Here is a 16,916-nt window from a genome sequence, read left to right as displayed (position 1 = left end):
GCCCTGTGACCACAACGACGCTGCCCGCCCTCCATGCGCCCCACCGAATTCCCCCAACCGCTGGACACCCTGATGGTGGCCACCTGCAATGTGCTCAACCTGGCCAACCCGGGTCGCCTGTTCTACGAGAACCAGGACCCCTACAGCCAGACCGAGTTTGAGCGCAAGATCACCTGGCTGGGCGAGCGCTTTCGGGCACTGAACGCCGATGTGCTGGCCGTGCAGGAGGTCTGGGACGATGCGGCTTTCAAGGGGGCGTTGGGCCGGGGTGGCATGCGCTACGACTTTGTCGCCGTACCAGGGGCCGAGAACAACGACACCCAGCAAGGTGCGCAGGGCACACCCCGGGTGGGCCTGGCCACCCGGCTCAAGGTCGAGGCTGTGCAGTCCTTCGCCGACTTCCCCCCGGGTTTTCAGGTGGACGTGCCCGGCATTGGCCAACACACGCGCTTTGAGCGTCCGCCCCTTGTGGCCACCTTGCGGATGAAACATGGCCAGACCCTCAACGTCCTCACCGCCCATCTCAAATCCAAGCGCCCCAAGTTTCTGCAGGATGCCCTGGGCCAGCCGACCGAGGACCGGGACGACCGCAAGGTGGTCGCACTGGCCTCGCTGCGCTCCCTGATCATGCGTGGCGCCGAGGCCATGGCCCTGCGTTGCCTGGTGATCGACCTGCTGCACCGCACCAGCGTGCCCCTGGTGGTCCTGGGCGACTTCAACGACACCCCCGACAGCGTCACCACGCAACTGATCTGCGCCACCACCGACATTGCCTACGACCGGACGGCCCGCGATGTGGCACTGTTCAATGCGTACGACCTGCAGGGAGATTTCGCCTTGAAAAAAGACGTGGCCTACTCCCACATCCACCAGGGCGCCCCCTACGTGCTGGACCAGATCCTGGTCAGCGAGGAGTTCCTGCCCAACGGGCGCAACAGCGTGGGTGATGTGCGCCGGGTGGATTATTTCAATGACCACCTGCATGAAGGACGCGACCGCACGCGCTCGGACCACGGCTTTGTGCGCGCCCTGTTGCGGTTGAAGCTGCCCAGTCCGCCTCCGGCTCAGAGCGCATCCATGCCGCCCGCCGACGCCACCGTCCCCAGCGACCTCCCCCGCTGATCATGGGGTCCGCCCAAGCCACCACGCGTTTGCAACGGGATGTACGCTGACAAGGAGAGGCGGGTGCGCGCAGGTAACATCCACGTACAAAGCGCCCTACTCGCCCCACATCCGGGGCTCTCTCTGGCAGCCCACACCATGACCCAGCACACATTCCAGCGCGGCCGCGCCGATGCCACCCCGCTTTCACGCCCTGAACCACGGATCACGCGCTGGGCCGCTCCGGCCACACTGGCAGCGCTGCTGCTGACAGCCTGCGGCAGCACCCCGCTGCCGCCCTGGCCCTCCACGCCAACGGCCCAGCAGCGCAGCGCCCCCGCGCCACTGCCGCGCGTCCAGCAAGGCACCGTGGTCCCCGCCCCGCTGGGACAACAGACACCCGCGCAGGTGCCGCCACAGCGCGCCGCCGTGGTGGCCAGCCCCCTGCCCCAATCCGCACCGCTTCTGGTGCGCGACGAAGCGCCCATGGCTCCGCCCTATGGCGATGCAGTGGCCGCGCGGTTCCCCAACCCGTCGGTGGTCTACAGCACCCCCGGTCTGGGGGCCGACCGCAGGGCCTTCACGACCAATGCGGAGGTGGGCCAATGGCTGCGCAGCCTGAGCGACAGCGTGCCCCGTGGCGGCACGCGCACCCAGTTGCTGCAGATCGGCACCTCGCAGCGCGGCGAGCCCATCCAGGGCCTGCTGGTCACACGTGCTGCCGGCACAGACCCTGCCAGCCTGGACAAGAGCGGCCGCCCCACCGTCGTACTGATCGGGCAGCAGCATGGCGACGAACCCGCCGGCAGTGAAGCCCTGCTGGTCATCAGCCGCGAACTGGCCCAGGGCCTTCTTGAACCGCTGCTGGACCGCATCAACGTGGTGGTGGTGCCCCGCGCCAACCCTGATGGCGCCGAGGTGGGCACGCGCGTTACTGCCAACGGCGTGGACATGAACCGCGACCACCTGTTGCTCAATACCCCCGAAGCCCGCGCCTTGGCGCAGGTCATCAACGACTACCGCCCCATCCTCGTCGTGGACGCCCACGAATACACCGTGGTGGGCCGCTATCTGCAGAAGTTCAACGCCATCCAGCGCTACGACGCGCTGCTGCAATACACCACCACCGCCAACTACCCCGAGTTCCTCACCAAGGCGTCGCAGGAGTGGTTTCACCAGCCCATGGTGGCCGCCCTCAAGGCCCAGGGTCTGACGAGTGACTGGTACTACACCACCTCGACCAACCTGCAGGACAAGCGCATCTCCATGGGCGGCACCCAGCCCGACACGGGGCGTAACGTCCACGGCCTGAAAAACACGGTCAGCCTGCTGATCGAGACCCGGGGTGTGGGCATTGGCCGCATGCACATCCAGCGCCGCGTGCATGCGCAGGTCACCGCCATCACCAGCGCCCTGCGCACCACCGCCGAACGCGCCGCCAACCTGGAGCAGGTGCGCTCGTTCGTGGCTCGCGACGTGAGTGCCCTGGCCTGCCGTGACCAGGTGGTCATCGAGGCCGAGGCCACCCCCACCCAGCGCGACCTGGACTTTCTGGACCCCGAGACCGGCGCCGACCGCAGTATTCGCGTGGACTGGAACTCATCGCTGACGCTGCGCAACACCAAGGTGCGTGCGCGACCCTGCGGCTACTGGCTGTCGGCGGACGCCAGTGCGGCTGTGGAACGCCTGCGCCAACTCGGCATCCAGGTCATGCGGGTGGCAGAGCCAGGCTCCGTGCTGGCCGAGAGCTACCGCGAAACCGCGCGCGAAGCCGGCAACCGCCAGGACGTGATCGGCACCATTGCTGGTGGCGGCGACATCGTTCGCGTCCAGGTGTCCACCCAGCGCAGCGCCATCGACGCGCCCGCTGGCAGCTTCTATGTGCCGCTGAATCAGCCGCGTGCCAACTTGGCCGTGGCTGCGCTGGAGCCCGACACGCAAAACAGCTACTTTGCCAACCACCTGATCCAGGAGCTGGGCCAGAGCGCACGCGTGATGGCTGTGCCCTCTCTGGTGTTTGAAGAAACGGATTGACCCTCGCCGTGAGGCCGACCTGTTCAGGGCGTGAGACTGGGATTTGTTGCTCAAACGGGGGCCGATGGGACACTCCGTGAAGACGCCGTCCGGAAGCTGCGCTGCCCCCCGAGTGCCGCTATCAATTTGCTATCAATAAAATAGCTGGTCAGGCATATTCTTCTAGCGCAACCGGCAGATTTGACTCACATCACGCCGGTCCGTGCAGTGGCGCAGGCCGCGTGGCACGGGACTGACGCTCCCGGGCACGCTCTAGCACGTGGCGTGTCATGGCCTGCGCCAAGGCATCTTCTGCCAGGAACACCTGAGCGTGGCTGCATTCCCGCACCAGTCGTTGGGCCTCGTCCTCATTGTGGCTGCGCACCACGATGTCTACACCCGGGTTCAAGGTCTGCGCGGTCTCGATCATCTGGCGCACCTGCAATGCGTCCGGGGTGGCCACCACCAGCATCGCGGCCCGCGCGATGTGCGCCTGTATCAGCACGGCAGGCTCCACCGCGTCACCAAACACGGCGGCCACGCCATCGGCCCGCAAGGCTTCCACCAGCTCCCGGTTCTGCTCCGCCACCACAAACGGAATATCGTTGGCCACCAGCGTTGCCGCCACACGCCGCCCTACCCGGCCGTAACCAACCAGCACCACCTGCCGCGCGAGGTAGCGCGAATCGGTGGTCGTGGGTAACTCGGCCAGGGGGTCATCACGCTGCTCCAGCCGTCTGGCCCACGCGGACCGGGCACGCAGCCAGTCTTGCAACGGTGCAATGGCACGGAACAACAACGGGTTGAGCGCCATTGAGAACAGGGCGCCCGCCAGCACCAGACTGGCCCCCTCCGGCGGCAGCAGGCCCAATGAAGATCCCAGTGCGACCAGAATGAACGAGAACTCCCCAATCTGCGCCAGACTGGCCGATACAGTGAGCGCCGTGTTGAGCGGATACCGGAACGCCAGCACCAGACCCGCTGCGGCCACGGTCTTGCCCAGCATGATGATGGCAACCACCGCCAGCACCTGCAGCGGACGCTCCCACAAGACCGCCGGGTTGAACAGCATGCCGACGGACACGAAAAAAAGCACGGCAAACGCATCGCGCAGCGGCAGTGATTCGTGCGCAGCACGGTGGCTGAACTCGGACTCCCGCATCACCATGCCTGCAAAGAAGGCCCCAAGCGCAAACGACACGCCAAACAGTGCTGCCGAGCCAAACGCAATGCCCACCGCCGCGGCCACCACACACAGCGTGAACAGTTCACGCGACCCGGTGCGCGCCACTTGCCACAACAGCCAGGGAAACAACCTGCGCCCCACCAGCAGCATCAGCGCCACAAACCCGCCCACCTGCAGCAGCGTCCACCCGAGCGTGCGCCAGAGCTGCGCGGCATCCAGGTCGGCCCCGGAGCCGCCTCCCAGCCATCCCCCGAGCGGTGGTAGCAGCACCAGCACCAGCACCATGGCCAGGTCCTCCACCACCAGCCAGCCCACCGCAATACGACCGGTGTAGCTGTCCAGAATCCCCAGCGTCTCCAGCGCACGCAGCAGCACCACCGTGCTGGCCACCGACAGCGCCAAACCAAACACCAGAGCCCCCCCCATGCCCCAGCCCCACCACAGGGCCAATGCCATACCGAGCGACGTCGCCACCATCATCTGCACCACGGCGCCCGGCACGGCAATCTTGCGCACCGCCAGAAGGTCGCCCCAAGAAAAATGCAGCCCTACGCCAAACATCAGCAGCATCACGCCGATCTCCGCCAACTGGCTGGCCAAGGCTGCATCGGCAACAAAACCAGGAGTGAACGGGCCGATGGCCACCCCCGCCAGCAAATACCCCACCAGGGCTGGCAGCCGCAAACGGGCGGCCAGAAAGCCCAGCACCAGCGCTAAGCCCAAGGCGGCAGCAATGGTGTGGATCAGCGTGACGCTGTGTGGCATGGGCAAATGCTCCAGAGGGCAGGCAAAACGAGGGGATGACCCGGTTATAACCGCATCACCGTCCCGGCAGCAAAATCGCCCCGGCGGCAGCGCCAGGAGCACCGGTCAGGGCGGGTATGATTAGCGCCCTGCGCCAAGCAGTTGCGGACACTCCGCAAGCCCGTCCGGCCACACAGCCGGCCAACATCCATCTGCCCGTAGCTCAACTGGATAGAGCAATAGCCTTCTAAGCTATAGGTCGGGGGTTCGAGTCCCTCCGGGCAGGCCAGCCGCCCAGCTGGTAGCTTTCAATCTCCCCACTCATACCAATCAATCCGTTCTGACGAGTGTGGAACAGCCAAGCAATGCGCGCACGGGCTGGATGACGGATGCGGATCAAACACTTCGTCGCGCTCAGCCCCAACCCTAGCGATTGGGCTGCGGCACAGCAGCGTAATTCATGGCGATGGCCTGGACCACGGCGCCGATCAGAGCCGTATCGCCGGCGCTTTGCGGCAACACGTCGCGCACGATCTGGACTGCGTATTGAAGTTGCTCTTTGGCCAAGGCCGCAGACATGGCGTTGCCGCGTTTTTCACTGGGCGACGCGTCGCGAATCACAAGGCTCATCAGAAACTCCCGAAAGGTTAAGCACGCAGTATGCGCCGTGCGGGACTGTGGTGCGCTGAAGGCTGGGTTATTGATGGAGAAAACCTATTTAGTCCGCGAGGCTGCAAATAGATAAGCGCACGACAACAACCTGAGCCCCAAAGCAAAAAGCGCTGCAACATTTCTGTTGCAGCGCTTTGCTGTTTTGGGGTGGCTGATGGGGCTCGAACCCACGACAACAGGAATCACAATCCTGGACTCTACCAACTGAGCTACAGCCACCGTAGCTTTGTATTATAGCCCGGGATTTTGGCCCCGGACATCAAATCGCTTAATTTTCTGCAGTGACTGCCGTCACAGCCTCAGGGCGCGGCGCCTTGATCTGCACCTTGAAGCGCTGCTTGAGCAGTTCATAGTACGCCAAGCCCTCGGCCGTGGCCAACCACTGCACGTATTGTTGGCGCTCCTGCTGCGCACGCTGTGCATCCGGCGCCTGGCGCGGCACCACGCGGTTGACCTTGACCACGGCGTAACCGGCAGTCCCCAAGTCCACGCCCGTCCAGCCGGGAAGTGTCTCGGCGGGGGCTCGCAGCGCGGCGTCGATGAGGGCGCGCGGCAGGTTCTGGGTTTGTTCACGAGAGACCTCGGTCGCTGCAGCCAGGCCAGTGGCAGAAGACGGTGCGGCCTTCCATGCGGCTAGCTTGGCCTCGCCTTCCTTGCGTGCGAGTTCGGCAGATTTCTCAGCCACATACAAGGTGCGGACACGGGCCTTCACTTCGTCATACGGCAGCGTCAGCGCAGGGGTGTACGCGGTCACACGGCCAGCAGCCATCTGGCTGGGGCCCACTTCCACCGCCTCGGTGTTGCGCTTGTTCTGCAGCGAGTCGGTGGCGAAAAGCGCTTCGAGGAACTTGGCATTGGCCAGCGGGCCCTTGGCACCTGCGGCAGGGGTCCGGGTCACGCCCTTGGCCGTCTGGATCTTCAGCTTGAGCTTGTCCGCCACCGGCTGGAGGCTGTCCGCCTGCTCATACACACCGTTGGTGAAGGCTTCTGCCACCTCGGCAAACTTGCGCTGCGCCTGTTGCTGTTTGAGCTCTGCCTCCATGGTGGGGCGCAGTTCTTCAAACGTGGGCTGACGGGGTGTCTTGATATCGGTGAGCTGGATGATGTGGTACCCAAACTCGGTCTCCACCAGGTCGCTGATTTCGCCTTTCTTCAGCGCAAAAGCAGCCTCTTCGAAGGGCTTGACCATGGCACCCCGGGCAAAGAAATTCAGGTCACCGCCCGCAGTGGCAGAGCCCTTGTCGTCAGAGGACTTCTTCGCGACTTCGGCAAAGGTGCCTGGCGCCTTGCGCACCTGGGCCAGCAGCTCGGTGGCACGGGCCTTGGCCTTCTCGCGATCTGCAGCGGATGCATCCTTGGGAGCATTCACCAGGATGTGGCTCGCGCGGCGCTCTTCCTTCGCCGTCATGCGAGCCACGTTCTCTTTGTAGTAGGTCCGCAGGTCGTCTTCACCCAGGGTGATGGAGGCACGCACGCTGTCGAGATCGAGCACCACGTACTCGATGGCTGCCTGTTCCAGTTGCTGGAACTGGGCAGGATGGGCTTTGTAGTAAGCCTCCAGGTCCGCATCCGTGGGGGTAACCTTGCTGGCGAAGTCGGTGGCATTGAAGCGCGCAACCTGGATCTCGCGGCGCTCGTACAAAGCGTCGAGCGCGAGCTTGACCTGGGCATCGGTACCAAATGCAGTGCTCATCACACCACCCATCACCTGGTTCACCGAGATGTCGCGGCGCACATTGGCTTCAAACCCTTCGGGTGTCAGGCCTTGCGCGGCCACCAGGGCGCGGTAGGCGTCAGCATCGAGCGTGCCGTCCGGGCGCTTCAGCCCTGCAATCGCAGGGATTTCCTGCAGGCTGCGGGCCAGGCGGGCATCGCTGGTCACAAGGTGCATCTTTTGCGCCGCAGCTGCCAGCACGCGGTCACGCACCAGGCGCTCCAGCGTGGCATAGCGGGCACTGGGAGAGTCCAGCAACTTGGGATCGACCGAGGGAGACTGGGCACGAATGCGGTCGGTCTCCATGCGATGGGCATTGTCCCAGTCCGTCTGGTTGATGTTGTTGCCATCGACACGGGCCACTACCGGGCTCTTTTCAGAGAAATAGTTGCGGTCGATGCCTACCAGCACAAACGAAGGAATGATCAGCAAGAACAAGAAGATCATCACGATCTTGGAGTGCTTGCGGATGGATTCAAACATGGTCGATCTTTCAGAAGACAAAAAACAAAAGGCGAACTTGCGTTCGCCTTTGTTCGGTGGTGGTGGGTCCTGACGGTCTCGAACCGCCGACCTACTCCGTGTAAAGGAGCCGCTCTACCAACTGAGCTAAGGACCCTACCTAAACTGATCCTCAGTTCAAGGCGTCTTTCAATGCCTTGCCAGGACGGAACTTTGGAACTTTAGCAGCTTTGATTTTAATCGTAGCGCCAGTGCGGGGATTGCGACCGGTGCGGGCAGCACGCTTGCCCACGGCAAAAGTACCGAAACCGACGAGCGACACGGTGCCGCCCTTCTTGAGAGTCTTCTTGACGGCCTCGATCGTGGATTCCAGGGCACGCGCAGCAGCGGCCTTGGAGATGTCGGCGTTGGTAGCGATGTGCTCGATCAATTCGGTTTTGTTCACAAGAAGCCTCTCGGAAAAGAGTTAATGGAATGTCTCGCGGATATCTGGTCTTCACACGCTTGCAAGCACAGCCGGGGGCTGGTGGAGAACAAGCGGGGGAATGACTGGCATACACAGCAGTGGCTGCTGCATCAGATTAAAGCCATCGAGTTTCAGAGTGTCAATACAACACGCTGTTTTGCGTCAGCGATGTTTTGAATTCTAGTCGTATTTCACGCTGCGACAGGGCTTGGCGGGCGTTTTTGTCTCAAACACGCCGTATGGGCAGCATTCCGTATTGACACCCCGCAGCCAGCCGTACTCAACGGGCTGTGAGCGCCTGCGCGATGGCTTTGCCCACATCCTGCGTGCTGCCCGTGCCACCCAGATCCGGGGTGCGAGGAGCACCACTACCGGGTTGCAAAACGGCCTCAATCGCGGCCAGCACAGCGTCGTGCGCAGCGCGGTACCCCAGGAAGTCCAGCATCATGGCGCCGCACCAGATCTGCCCGATGGGGTTGGCGATGCCCTTGCCTGCGATGTCAGGCGCCGAGCCGTGCACGGGCTCGAACAGCGACGGCATGGTGCGTGTGGGGTTGAGGTTGGCGCTGGGCGCGATGCCGATGGTGCCGGTGCAGGCCGGTCCCAGGTCGGAAAGGATGTCGCCAAACAGGTTGCTGGCCACCACTACATCAAAGAAGTCGGGGCGCTGCACGAAGTGGGCCGTGAGGATGTCGATGTGGAACTTGTCCACCTTCACATCGGGATAGGCCTTGGCCATCTCGGCCACGCGCTCGTCCCAGTAGGGCATGGTGATGGCGATACCGTTGGACTTGGTGGCGCTGGTCAGGTGCTTCTTGGGGCGAGACTGGGCCAGCTCAAACGCGAACTTGAGCACGCGGTCCACGCCATGGCGCGACATCACTGTCTCCTGCATCACGATCTCGCGCGGAGTGCCTTCGTACATGCGGCCACCGATGCTGGAGTATTCGCCTTCGGTGTTCTCGCGCACGATCAGCATGTCGATCTCGCCGGGCAGGCGCGGGCTGCCGTCACGGCGCACCACAGGGGCGATCACGCCCGGCATGAGGCGCGCGGGCCGAAGGTTGATGTACTGATCGAACTCGCGGCGGAACAGCAGCAGCGAGCCCCAGAGCGAGACATGGTCGGCGATCTTGTCGGGCCAGCCCACCGCGCCGAAGTAGATGGCCTCATGGCCGCCGATCTGGTCCTTCCAGTTGTCGGGCAGCATCTTGCCGTGCTTTTCGTAGTAGTCCCAGCTCGAAAAGTCGAAGTGGTCGAAATGCAGGTCAATGCCAAACTTGCGGGCGGCCTCGTCCAGAACGCGGAGGCCCTCGGGCATGACCTCTTTGCCAATGCCATCACCGGCAATGACTGCAATGCGATGCTTCGCCATTCAGATGCTCCTGAAAATATAGCTGCCTGCGCTTATCTCACTAGCGCTTCAGACATCAAAGACTTGAAAATTATTTGACGCGCGCCCGGATCTCGGGCAACGCCTTCTGCAGGTAGTACACCATCGACCAGACGGTGAGCACCGCCGACGCCCAGATGAGCCAGGTGCCCCACACGCCCGTGTCGATCACGCCGAACAGGCGCCCGTCGTACAGCAGGAAGGGGATGGCCAGCATCTGCACCGTGGTCTTCACTTTGCCGATCATGTGCACGGCGACGCTCTTGCTCGCACCGATCTGCGCCATCCATTCGCGCAGCGCCGAAATCGCAATCTCGCGGCCGATGATGATGAGCGCCACGAACACATCGGCACGCTGCAGATGCACCAGCACCAGCAGCGATGCACACACCAGAAACTTGTCGGCCACCGGGTCGAGGAACGCGCCGAAGGACGAGGTCTGGTTGAGCTTGCGGGCCAGGTAGCCGTCCAGCCAGTCCGTGGCGGCAAACACGATGAACATCACCGTGGCGATGAGGTTGCGCGTGGCCGGGTCCAGTGGCGCGTAGAACACCCCCACGATCAAAGGTATCGCGACGATGCGCGTCCAGGTCATCAAGGTGGGGATAGTCCAGAACATGGCGGCGATTGTGTCACGGCGCGGCCGTGGACCGGTGCGGGGCTTATCGCAGGGCCTTGTAAATTTCTTCTGCCAACTCGCGTGAGATGCCATCGACGGTCGCCAGGTCCTCGACACTGGCCGCTGCCACGCCACGCACCCCGCCAAAGCGCTGCAGCAGCCGCGCACGCTTCTTGGGGCCCACGCCCGCAATTTCTTCGAGCTGCCCACCGCCCACACGCACCTTGGCGCGCGCAGCGCGCATGCCGGTGATGGCAAAGCGGTGCGCCTCGTCGCGGATCTGGGCCACCAGCATGAGTGCGGCCGAGTCCTTGCCCAGGTAGACCTTCTCACGCCCATCGGCAAAGACCAGTTCTTCCAGCCCCACCTTGCGGCCTTCGCCTTTCTCCACGCCCACGATGCGGGTCAGGTCGAGCCCCAGCGCGGTGAACACCTCGCGCGCCACGCCCACCTGGCCCTTGCCGCCGTCGATGAGCACCAGGTCGGGCAGGCGTGCAGCCCCTTTGCGGGTGGGCGCGCCAGCTTCCGCGTCGGGTGCGGCAAAGTCGATGCCCCCCTCCTCGCGCTGCGCCTCCACCACCTTGCTGTAGCGGCGTGTGAGCACCTGGCGCATCGCGGCGTAGTCGTCTCCACCGGTGATGCCTTCGATCTTGTAGCGGCGGTATTCGCTGCTCTGCATCTTGTGGTGGTGGAACACCACGCACGATGCCTGCGTGGATTCGCCGGCCGTGTGCGAAATGTCGAAACACTCGATGGTGAGCTGGTCCAGGTCTTCAGGCGGCAGGTCCAGAGCCTCGGCCAGGGCCCGCGTGCGGGCCTGCTGCGAGCCCTCCTCGGCCAGCAGCCGCGCCAATTGCAGGTCGGCGTTCTTCTGCGCCATATCCAGCCAGGCGCGGCGCTGTTCACGGGGCTGATGGATCGCGTTCACGCGCAGGCCACTTTGCTCGGTCAGCGCATCCAACAAGGCTTTGTCCACGGGCACGCTGGTCACCAGCAACGGCGGCACGGGCACGCCGATGTAGTGCTGGGCAATGAAGGCTTCGAGCACCAGCGCCTCCACCGGGCGCGCGGGGCGAGACGGGGTAGCCACCGCCTCGTCTGCGCCATCGCCGCCCTCTTCCTCAAACACCGCCGCCGCATCTTCCACATGCACCGGAAAGTACGGCCTATCCCCCAAGTGACGGCCGCCGCGCACCATAGCCAGGTTGACGCAGGCGCGGCCGCCTTGAACGCGCACGGCGAGGATGTCTACATCCTTGTCATCCACCGTCTCGATGGACTGCTGGTGCAGAACGCGCGACAGAGCCTGGATCTGGTTGCGCACTTCGGCCGCCTGCTCGAATTCGAGCTTGTCAGAGTGCGCCATCATCCGCACCTCCAGCGCCTGCAGCAGCTCCTGCGTTTCACCACGCAGCAGCGCCTCAGCATGCTGCACGTCGGCGGCATAGGCCTCCGGCGAAATCAGGTCCACACAGGGCCCGGTGCAGCGCTTGATCTGGTACAGCAGGCAGGGCCGCGTGCGGTTGGCAAACACGGTGTCTTCGCAGGTGCGCAGCCGGAAGACCTTTTGCAGCAGCTGGATGGTTTCCTTGACGGCCCAGGCGCTGGGGTACGGGCCGAAGTAGCGGTGCTTTTTATCGACCGCGCCCCGGTAGTACGCCATGCGCGGAAACACCTGGCCCGGCGCGTCACCCCGCGTGTGGGCGCCCGGCGTGCCGGTGATCTTGAGGTAGGGGTAGCTCTTGTCGTCGCGGAACAGGATGTTGAACTTGGGGTTCAACGTCTTGATGAGGTTGTTTTCCAGCAGCAGCGCCTCGGCCTCGGAGCGCACCACCGTGGTCTCCATGCGCACGATCTTGCTGACCATGTGACCGATGCGTGTGCCGCCATGGTTCTTCTGGAAGTAGCTGGACACCCGGCGCTTGAGGTTGAGCGCCTTGCCCACATACAGCAGCGCATCCTGCGCGTCGAAATAGCGGTACACGCCCGGCAAGGCGGGCAGCGCAGCCACCTGCGCCAGGAGTTCTTCGGAATGCACATCAGACATGGCGCGTATTGTGGCCTCGGGCGCCGCCTGCCCCATTCACTATCAAAAAAATAGCTGCCAGCGCATATTCAACCAGCGCTTGCAGCCATTTTGATCAAAAACACCGCCCCTCGGTCACTCCGCCTCGATCTTCGAGGTCTTCACCACCTGCGCCCAGTTGGCCAGATCGGCCTTCACCTTGTCACCCAGCTGCGCCGGGGTCTGGTAGTCGGCCGTGGCGCCCTGCTCCTGCGCCTTTTGCTGGAAGGCTGCGTTCTGCACCACGGTGCGGATATCGGCCGTGAGCTTGTCCACCACGGCCTTGGGTACGCCGGCCGGGGCAAACACCGCAAACCACGAGGTGGCATCGACCTTGGGGTAGCCCGCTTCGGCCGTGGTGGGCACATCGGGCAGGCTGGGCAGGCGCTGCTTGCCCGTCACGGCCAGCACGCGCAGCTTGCCGCTGGCGATGTGGGGCATGAACGGCGGTGCAGTGCCAAAGGTCAGGTCTACCTGGCCGCCCAGCAGGTCCTGCAGCGCGGGGCCCGTGCCTTTGTAGGGCACGTGGACCATCTTGATGCCGCCCTGCTGCTCCAGCATCGCACCCGTGACGTGCTGCAGCGAGCCGTTGCCCGACGAGGCGTAGTTGAGCTTGCCGGGGTTGGCCTTGGCGTAGGCGATCAGCTCGGGCAGCGTCTTCACTGGCAGGTCGGCCCGCACCACAATGATCTGCGGGGCGGAGATGACGTTGGCCACGGGCTGGAAGTCGCTCTGCTCCCACTGCTTTTGCTTGGTGATGTGGGGCGAGATGACGTGGTAGCCCGAGTACTGCATCAGCAGCGTGTACCCATCGGCCTCAGCCCGCTTGACGGCGCTGGCCGCAATGTTGCCGTTGCCCCCGCCCTTGTTGTCTGCGATGACCGACTGGCCCAGCACCGGCGCCAGGGCCTGCGCCAGCATGCGGGCCGACAGGTCGGTGGTGCCGCCTGCGGCGGTGGGCACCACCAGGGTCACGTTCTTGGAGGGGTAGGCGCCCTGCGCCGCTGCGTGGCCGATAAAGCCCGTGGCCAGCGCGGCGAGGGCCAGGGTGGTGAACTGCTTGCGGGTGGTTGTCATGAAAGCGATGTCTCCGTTGTCGTTGTTGTCAAAAATCTGAAAAGCGAGGAACCGTTGGGTGCAAAGAAAGAAGCGCGGTCAATCGACCGTGGCGCCCGTTTCCTTGACCACGCGGCTCCACTTGGGCAGGTCGGACTGCACCAGCGCCGCCAGTTGCGCCGCCGTGCCCTTGAAGGGCTCACAACCCACGGTGGCCAGTTTCTCGACCACATCCTTGTGCTCCAGCGCGCGGGCCACCTCGGCCTGCAGTTGCGCGACGATGGGCGCGGGTGTGCCGGCCGGGGCAAACAGCGCATACCAGGGCGCCTGGCCAAAGCCCTTGATCGTCTCGCCAATGGTGGGAGCGTCGGGCAGCGCCGCCACGCGCTTTTCATTGACCACGCCCAACACCTTGAGCTTGCCCGCCTTGATGAACGCAATGGCCGACGGCAGGCTTTGCACCGACAGCGGCACCTGTCCGCCCACCACGTCGGTGGCGGCAGCGGCGGAGCCCTTGTAGGGAATGTGTTGCAACTGGATGCCTGCGGCCTTTTGCAGCATTTCGCCGATCAGGTGGTTCAGCGTGCCATTGCCCGCCGAGGCAATCGAATACTTGCCGGGGTTGGCCTTGGCCAGGGACACCATTTCGGCCACGGTGTTGGCGGGGAACGAAGGGTGCGCCACCAGCACATAGCCCGCAGTCGCCACGGGCGCCACGGGGGCAAAGTCCTTCACGGGATCAAAGCCGGGATTCTTGTAGAGCGCGGGACCAATCACGTGGGCGCTGTCGGCTGTGAGCAGCAACGTATAGCCGTCGTTGCGAGCTCGGGCCGTGGCGCCGGTCGCCAGTGTGCCGCCCGCACCAGGGCGGTTCTCCACGATCACGCTCTGGCCCAGTTGCTCACCCAGCTTTTGCGCCACCACGCGCGCAATGGCATCGTTGGCACCGCCTGCGGCCTGGGGCACGACCACGGTGATGGGCTTGGAGGGGTATTTGTCCTGCGCGCCCGCCGCAAAGGCGGCAGAGCACAACACGGCAGCCGTGAAGAGGCGGCGGGACAGTGGGGCGGGGAAGGTCATGGTTTTGTCTCCTGTTGTGATGGGGGGTGCTGGCGCGTCCGCATTCAGCGGGACAGCGCTCTTTCGCGGATGGCATCGAAATCGGCAGGCACCGGGTGCAGCGTCAAGCGCGGCCCCGCCTTGGCGATCTGGCTCGGAATGTCGTGGCCGATGAGCGCAGGCAACTGCTGCGCGGCGGCCACCAGTCGGGCCAGGTCCACGCCCGTGTCGTAACCCATCAGCGCGAGCGCGTGCACGATCTCTTCGCTGCACACATTGCCGCTGGCGCCCGGCGCGTAGGGGCAACCTCCCAGGCCGCCCAGGGACGCATCAAACCGGTCAGCACCCGCGTCGATGGCCGCCAGCACATTGGCAAGGCCCATGCCGCGCGTATTGTGGAAATGCAGGGTGAACTCCACCCCCGGCCAGCGTGCGCGGGCTGCCGCCGTGAGCTGGTGCACCTGCGTGGGGTAGGCCATGCCCGTGGTGTCGCACAGCGTGATGCCGCACACGCCCACGTCCACAAAACGCTGCACCCAGCCAAACACATCGGCCTGGGCCACATCGCCCTCCATGGGGCAGCCGAACACACACGACAGCGACACATTCACCGCCACGTTGGCGCCCTGCGCCAGGGCCACCACCTGCGCCAGCGCCGCGAACGACTGTTCCTGCGTCATGCGCAGATTGGCCAGGTTGTGGGTGGCGCTGACGGACATCACCAGGTTCAGTTCATCCGTGCGCGACTCGATGGCACGCTCGGCGCCGCGCAGGTTGGGCACCAGCGCGGTGTAGACCGTGCCAGGGCGGCGCGTGATCTCGCGCATCACCATCTCGGCGTCTTTCAGCGCGGGGATGGCGGTAGGCGATGTGAACGAAGTCACCTCGATCTTGGACAGCCCGGCTGCAGACAGTGCATTGCACAGCGCGATCTTGTCAGCCGTGGGCACGAAGGCCTTTTCCATCTGCAGGCCATCGCGCAGCCCCACTTCCTGCATGTGGATGCGGCGACCTGCGCCTTGCCAAACGGTGCTGGGTGCGTTCATTGCACGACTCCTTTGCTGCGCAGCAATGCAATCTGCTCGGCATTGAGCCCCATTTCTGCCAGCACCGCATCGGTGTCATCGCCCAGGTGCGGCGCGCTGCTGCGGATGGTGCCCGGCGTGGCCGAGAGCTTGGGCACGATACCCGGCACCTCCACGCTGTAGCCGTCACGCGTCTGCTGGGTCAGCAGCATGTCGCGGGCGCGGTAATGCGGGTCTTCGGCGATGTCCTTGGCGGTGTAGACCTTGCCCGCAGGCACGCGGGCGGCGCCCAATGCATCCAGCACCTGCTGCACGGTGCGCCGCGCGCTCCAGGCGCCAATCGCAGCGTCAATCTCTTCCACACGCGCCACGCGGCCGGTGTTGTTGGCCAGATCGGGTGCGGCGCCCAGGTCGGGCCTGCCAATCGCGTCCATCAGCCGCTTGAAGATGCTGTCGCCATTGCCCGCCACCAGCACCCAGCCGTCCGTGCAGGGGTACGCGTTGCTCGGTGCAATGCCCGGCAGCGCACTGCCTGCCGCCTCGCGCACGGCGCCAAAGGCACTGTATTCGGGAATCAGACTTTCCATCACGTTGAACACGGCCTCGTGCAGCGCCACGTCAATCACCTGGCCTTTGCCGCCGTTGACCTTGCGGTGGTACAGCGCCGTGAGCACGCCGATGGTGCCGTGCAGCGCCGCCAGCGTGTCACCAATCGACACGCCCACCCGCACCGGCACTCGGCCGGGCTCGCCCGTCAGATGGCGCAGGCCGCCCATGGCCTCGCCAATGGCACCAAAGCCTGGCAGGTCGCGGTAGGGCCCCGTCTGGCCGTAGCCAGAGATGCGCAGCATCACGAGGCCGGGGTTGAGTTGGTGCAACTCTTCGGGCGACATGCCCCAGCCCTCCAGCGTGCCGGGGCGGAAGTTCTCGACCAGCACATCGGCCTCGGCAATCAGCTGACGGGCGATGTCCTGGCCTTCCTTTTGGCGCAGGTCCAGCGCCACGGAGCGCTTGTTGCGCGACTGCACCTGCCACCAGACGGAGGTGCCTTCCTTGATCAAACGCCAGTTGCGCAGGGGGTCGCCAGTCTCTGGCGCTTCGATCTTGATCACGTCGGCGCCAAACTCGCCCAGCGTCTTGCCGCAGAACGGCCCGGCAATGAGCTGGCCCATTTCGATGACGCGCACGCCTTGCAGTGCGGCAGGGGAAACGGCGGGGGAAGCAATGGAATCCATGGGTGGGGTTGTCTCCTGAGGCCAGCCCCACGCTGGGGCGGCTCGGGGCGAATGATGCGCAGGGCGCGCGGGGCCGTAAATCGCTCAAGCAACAAGATGCCATCGC

The 16,916-nt window shown here is 64.6% G+C and carries 13 protein-coding genes and 3 tRNA genes; 3 read left to right on the top strand and 13 right to left on the bottom strand.

Translation table 11 applies throughout. The annotated features are described in order from the left end of the window. Window positions 1–33: 33 nt before the first annotated feature. A complete protein-coding gene (locus ACODSM_RS14560; protein ID WP_488805755.1) occupies window positions 34–1,122 on the top strand; it encodes an endonuclease/exonuclease/phosphatase family protein in 1,089 nt (362 codons plus the stop codon). A gap of 138 nt (window positions 1,123–1,260) precedes the next feature. Further along, entirely contained in the window at window positions 1,261–3,135 is a 1,875-nt protein-coding gene (locus tag ACODSM_RS14555) for a M14 family metallopeptidase (RefSeq protein WP_488805754.1), read from the top strand. Window positions 3,136–3,325: 190 nt separating this feature from the next. On the opposite strand, the gene ACODSM_RS14550 is transcribed toward ACODSM_RS14555, so the two are convergent. Next, window positions 3,326–5,065 (bottom strand): cation:proton antiporter, encoded by a 1,740-nt coding sequence (locus ACODSM_RS14550; RefSeq protein ID WP_488805753.1) that lies wholly within the window; start codon window positions 5,063–5,065, stop codon window positions 3,326–3,328. A gap of 191 nt (window positions 5,066–5,256) precedes the next feature. On the opposite strand from ACODSM_RS14550, the gene ACODSM_RS14545 reads away from it, so the two are divergent. Further along, a tRNA-Arg gene (locus ACODSM_RS14545) sits at window positions 5,257–5,333 on the top strand. Between the two features lie 137 nt (window positions 5,334–5,470). Here the strand turns inward: ACODSM_RS14545 and ACODSM_RS14540 are convergent. The 12 genes from ACODSM_RS14540 to ACODSM_RS14485 all read right to left on the bottom strand — a co-directional run bounded on the left by ACODSM_RS14540 (window position 5,471) and on the right by ACODSM_RS14485 (window position 16,810). Further along, window positions 5,471–5,674 carry a hypothetical protein gene (locus ACODSM_RS14540; protein ID WP_291447646.1) on the bottom strand — a complete coding sequence of 68 codons (204 nt, stop codon included), beginning with the start codon at window positions 5,672–5,674 and terminating at the stop codon, window positions 5,471–5,473. Window positions 5,675–5,859: 185 nt separating this feature from the next. Then, window positions 5,860–5,935, bottom strand: a tRNA-His gene (locus tag ACODSM_RS14535). Between the two features lie 49 nt (window positions 5,936–5,984). Then, on the bottom strand, window positions 5,985–7,913 hold the full coding sequence (locus tag ACODSM_RS14530) for a SurA N-terminal domain-containing protein (RefSeq protein WP_060985364.1): 1,929 nt from the start codon (window positions 7,911–7,913) through the stop codon (window positions 5,985–5,987). Window positions 7,914–7,973: 60 nt separating this feature from the next. After that, window positions 7,974–8,049: transfer RNA gene (locus tag ACODSM_RS14525), tRNA-Val, on the bottom strand. A 15-nt stretch (window positions 8,050–8,064) separates the two neighbouring features. Then, a complete protein-coding gene (locus ACODSM_RS14520) occupies window positions 8,065–8,337 on the bottom strand; it encodes an HU family DNA-binding protein (protein WP_008906675.1) in 273 nt (90 codons plus the stop codon). 301 nt (window positions 8,338–8,638) lie between these two features. Then, window positions 8,639–9,733, bottom strand: a complete 1,095-nt coding sequence (locus tag ACODSM_RS14515; RefSeq protein WP_488805752.1) for a tartrate dehydrogenase — start codon at window positions 9,731–9,733, stop codon at window positions 8,639–8,641. Window positions 9,734–9,803: 70 nt separating this feature from the next. Continuing rightward, window positions 9,804–10,370 carry a CDP-diacylglycerol--glycerol-3-phosphate 3-phosphatidyltransferase gene (pgsA, locus tag ACODSM_RS14510; RefSeq protein ID WP_488805751.1) on the bottom strand — a complete coding sequence of 189 codons (567 nt, stop codon included), beginning with the start codon at window positions 10,368–10,370 and terminating at the stop codon, window positions 9,804–9,806. A gap of 43 nt (window positions 10,371–10,413) precedes the next feature. Beyond that, complete coding sequence (gene uvrC / locus ACODSM_RS14505; protein ID WP_488805750.1) at window positions 10,414–12,417, bottom strand: excinuclease ABC subunit UvrC; 2,004 nt, start codon at window positions 12,415–12,417, stop codon at window positions 10,414–10,416. A gap of 114 nt (window positions 12,418–12,531) precedes the next feature. Further along, complete coding sequence (locus ACODSM_RS14500; protein ID WP_488805749.1) at window positions 12,532–13,512, bottom strand: Bug family tripartite tricarboxylate transporter substrate binding protein; 981 nt, start codon at window positions 13,510–13,512, stop codon at window positions 12,532–12,534. Window positions 13,513–13,590: 78 nt separating this feature from the next. Further along, entirely contained in the window at window positions 13,591–14,571 is a 981-nt protein-coding gene (locus ACODSM_RS14495; RefSeq protein ID WP_488805748.1) for a Bug family tripartite tricarboxylate transporter substrate binding protein, read from the bottom strand. Window positions 14,572–14,615: 44 nt separating this feature from the next. Then, the gene (locus tag ACODSM_RS14490) at window positions 14,616–15,596 is read right to left on the bottom strand and encodes a hydroxymethylglutaryl-CoA lyase (RefSeq protein ID WP_476018640.1); all 981 of its coding nucleotides are present in this window, start codon (window positions 15,594–15,596) and stop codon (window positions 14,616–14,618) included. After that, complete coding sequence (locus tag ACODSM_RS14485; protein WP_488805747.1) at window positions 15,593–16,810, bottom strand: CaiB/BaiF CoA transferase family protein; 1,218 nt, start codon at window positions 16,808–16,810, stop codon at window positions 15,593–15,595. The genes ACODSM_RS14490 and ACODSM_RS14485 overlap by 4 nt, the downstream gene beginning before the upstream one ends. Between the last annotated feature and the right edge of the window lie 106 nt (window positions 16,811–16,916).

It is taken from the genome of Acidovorax sp. FG42 (assembly GCF_057809195.1).
Note: the sequence above shows the minus strand (reverse complement) of the source record. Positions and strands in the feature narration are given on the sequence as shown.

Coding starts and splice junctions, on each gene's coding strand:
- ACODSM_RS14560 (WP_488805755.1), top strand. CDS start 34: ATGCGCCCCACCGAATTCCCCCAACCGCTGGACACCCTGATGGTGGCC.
- ACODSM_RS14555 (WP_488805754.1), top strand. CDS start 1,261: ATGACCCAGCACACATTCCAGCGCGGCCGCGCCGATGCCACCCCGCTT.
- ACODSM_RS14550 (WP_488805753.1), bottom strand. CDS start 5,065: ATGCCACACAGCGTCACGCTGATCCACACCATTGCTGCCGCCTTGGGC.
- ACODSM_RS14540 (WP_291447646.1), bottom strand. CDS start 5,674: ATGAGCCTTGTGATTCGCGACGCGTCGCCCAGTGAAAAACGCGGCAAC.
- ACODSM_RS14530 (WP_060985364.1), bottom strand. CDS start 7,913: ATGTTTGAATCCATCCGCAAGCACTCCAAGATCGTGATGATCTTCTTG.
- ACODSM_RS14515 (WP_488805752.1), bottom strand. CDS start 9,733: ATGGCGAAGCATCGCATTGCAGTCATTGCCGGTGATGGCATTGGCAAA.
- pgsA (WP_488805751.1), bottom strand. CDS start 10,370: ATGTTCTGGACTATCCCCACCTTGATGACCTGGACGCGCATCGTCGCG.
- uvrC (WP_488805750.1), bottom strand. CDS start 12,417: ATGTCTGATGTGCATTCCGAAGAACTCCTGGCGCAGGTGGCTGCGCTG.
- ACODSM_RS14500 (WP_488805749.1), bottom strand. CDS start 13,512: ATGACAACCACCCGCAAGCAGTTCACCACCCTGGCCCTCGCCGCGCTG.
- ACODSM_RS14495 (WP_488805748.1), bottom strand. CDS start 14,571: ATGACCTTCCCCGCCCCACTGTCCCGCCGCCTCTTCACGGCTGCCGTG.
- ACODSM_RS14490 (WP_476018640.1), bottom strand. CDS start 15,596: ATGAACGCACCCAGCACCGTTTGGCAAGGCGCAGGTCGCCGCATCCAC.
- ACODSM_RS14485 (WP_488805747.1), bottom strand. CDS start 16,810: ATGGATTCCATTGCTTCCCCCGCCGTTTCCCCTGCCGCACTGCAAGGC.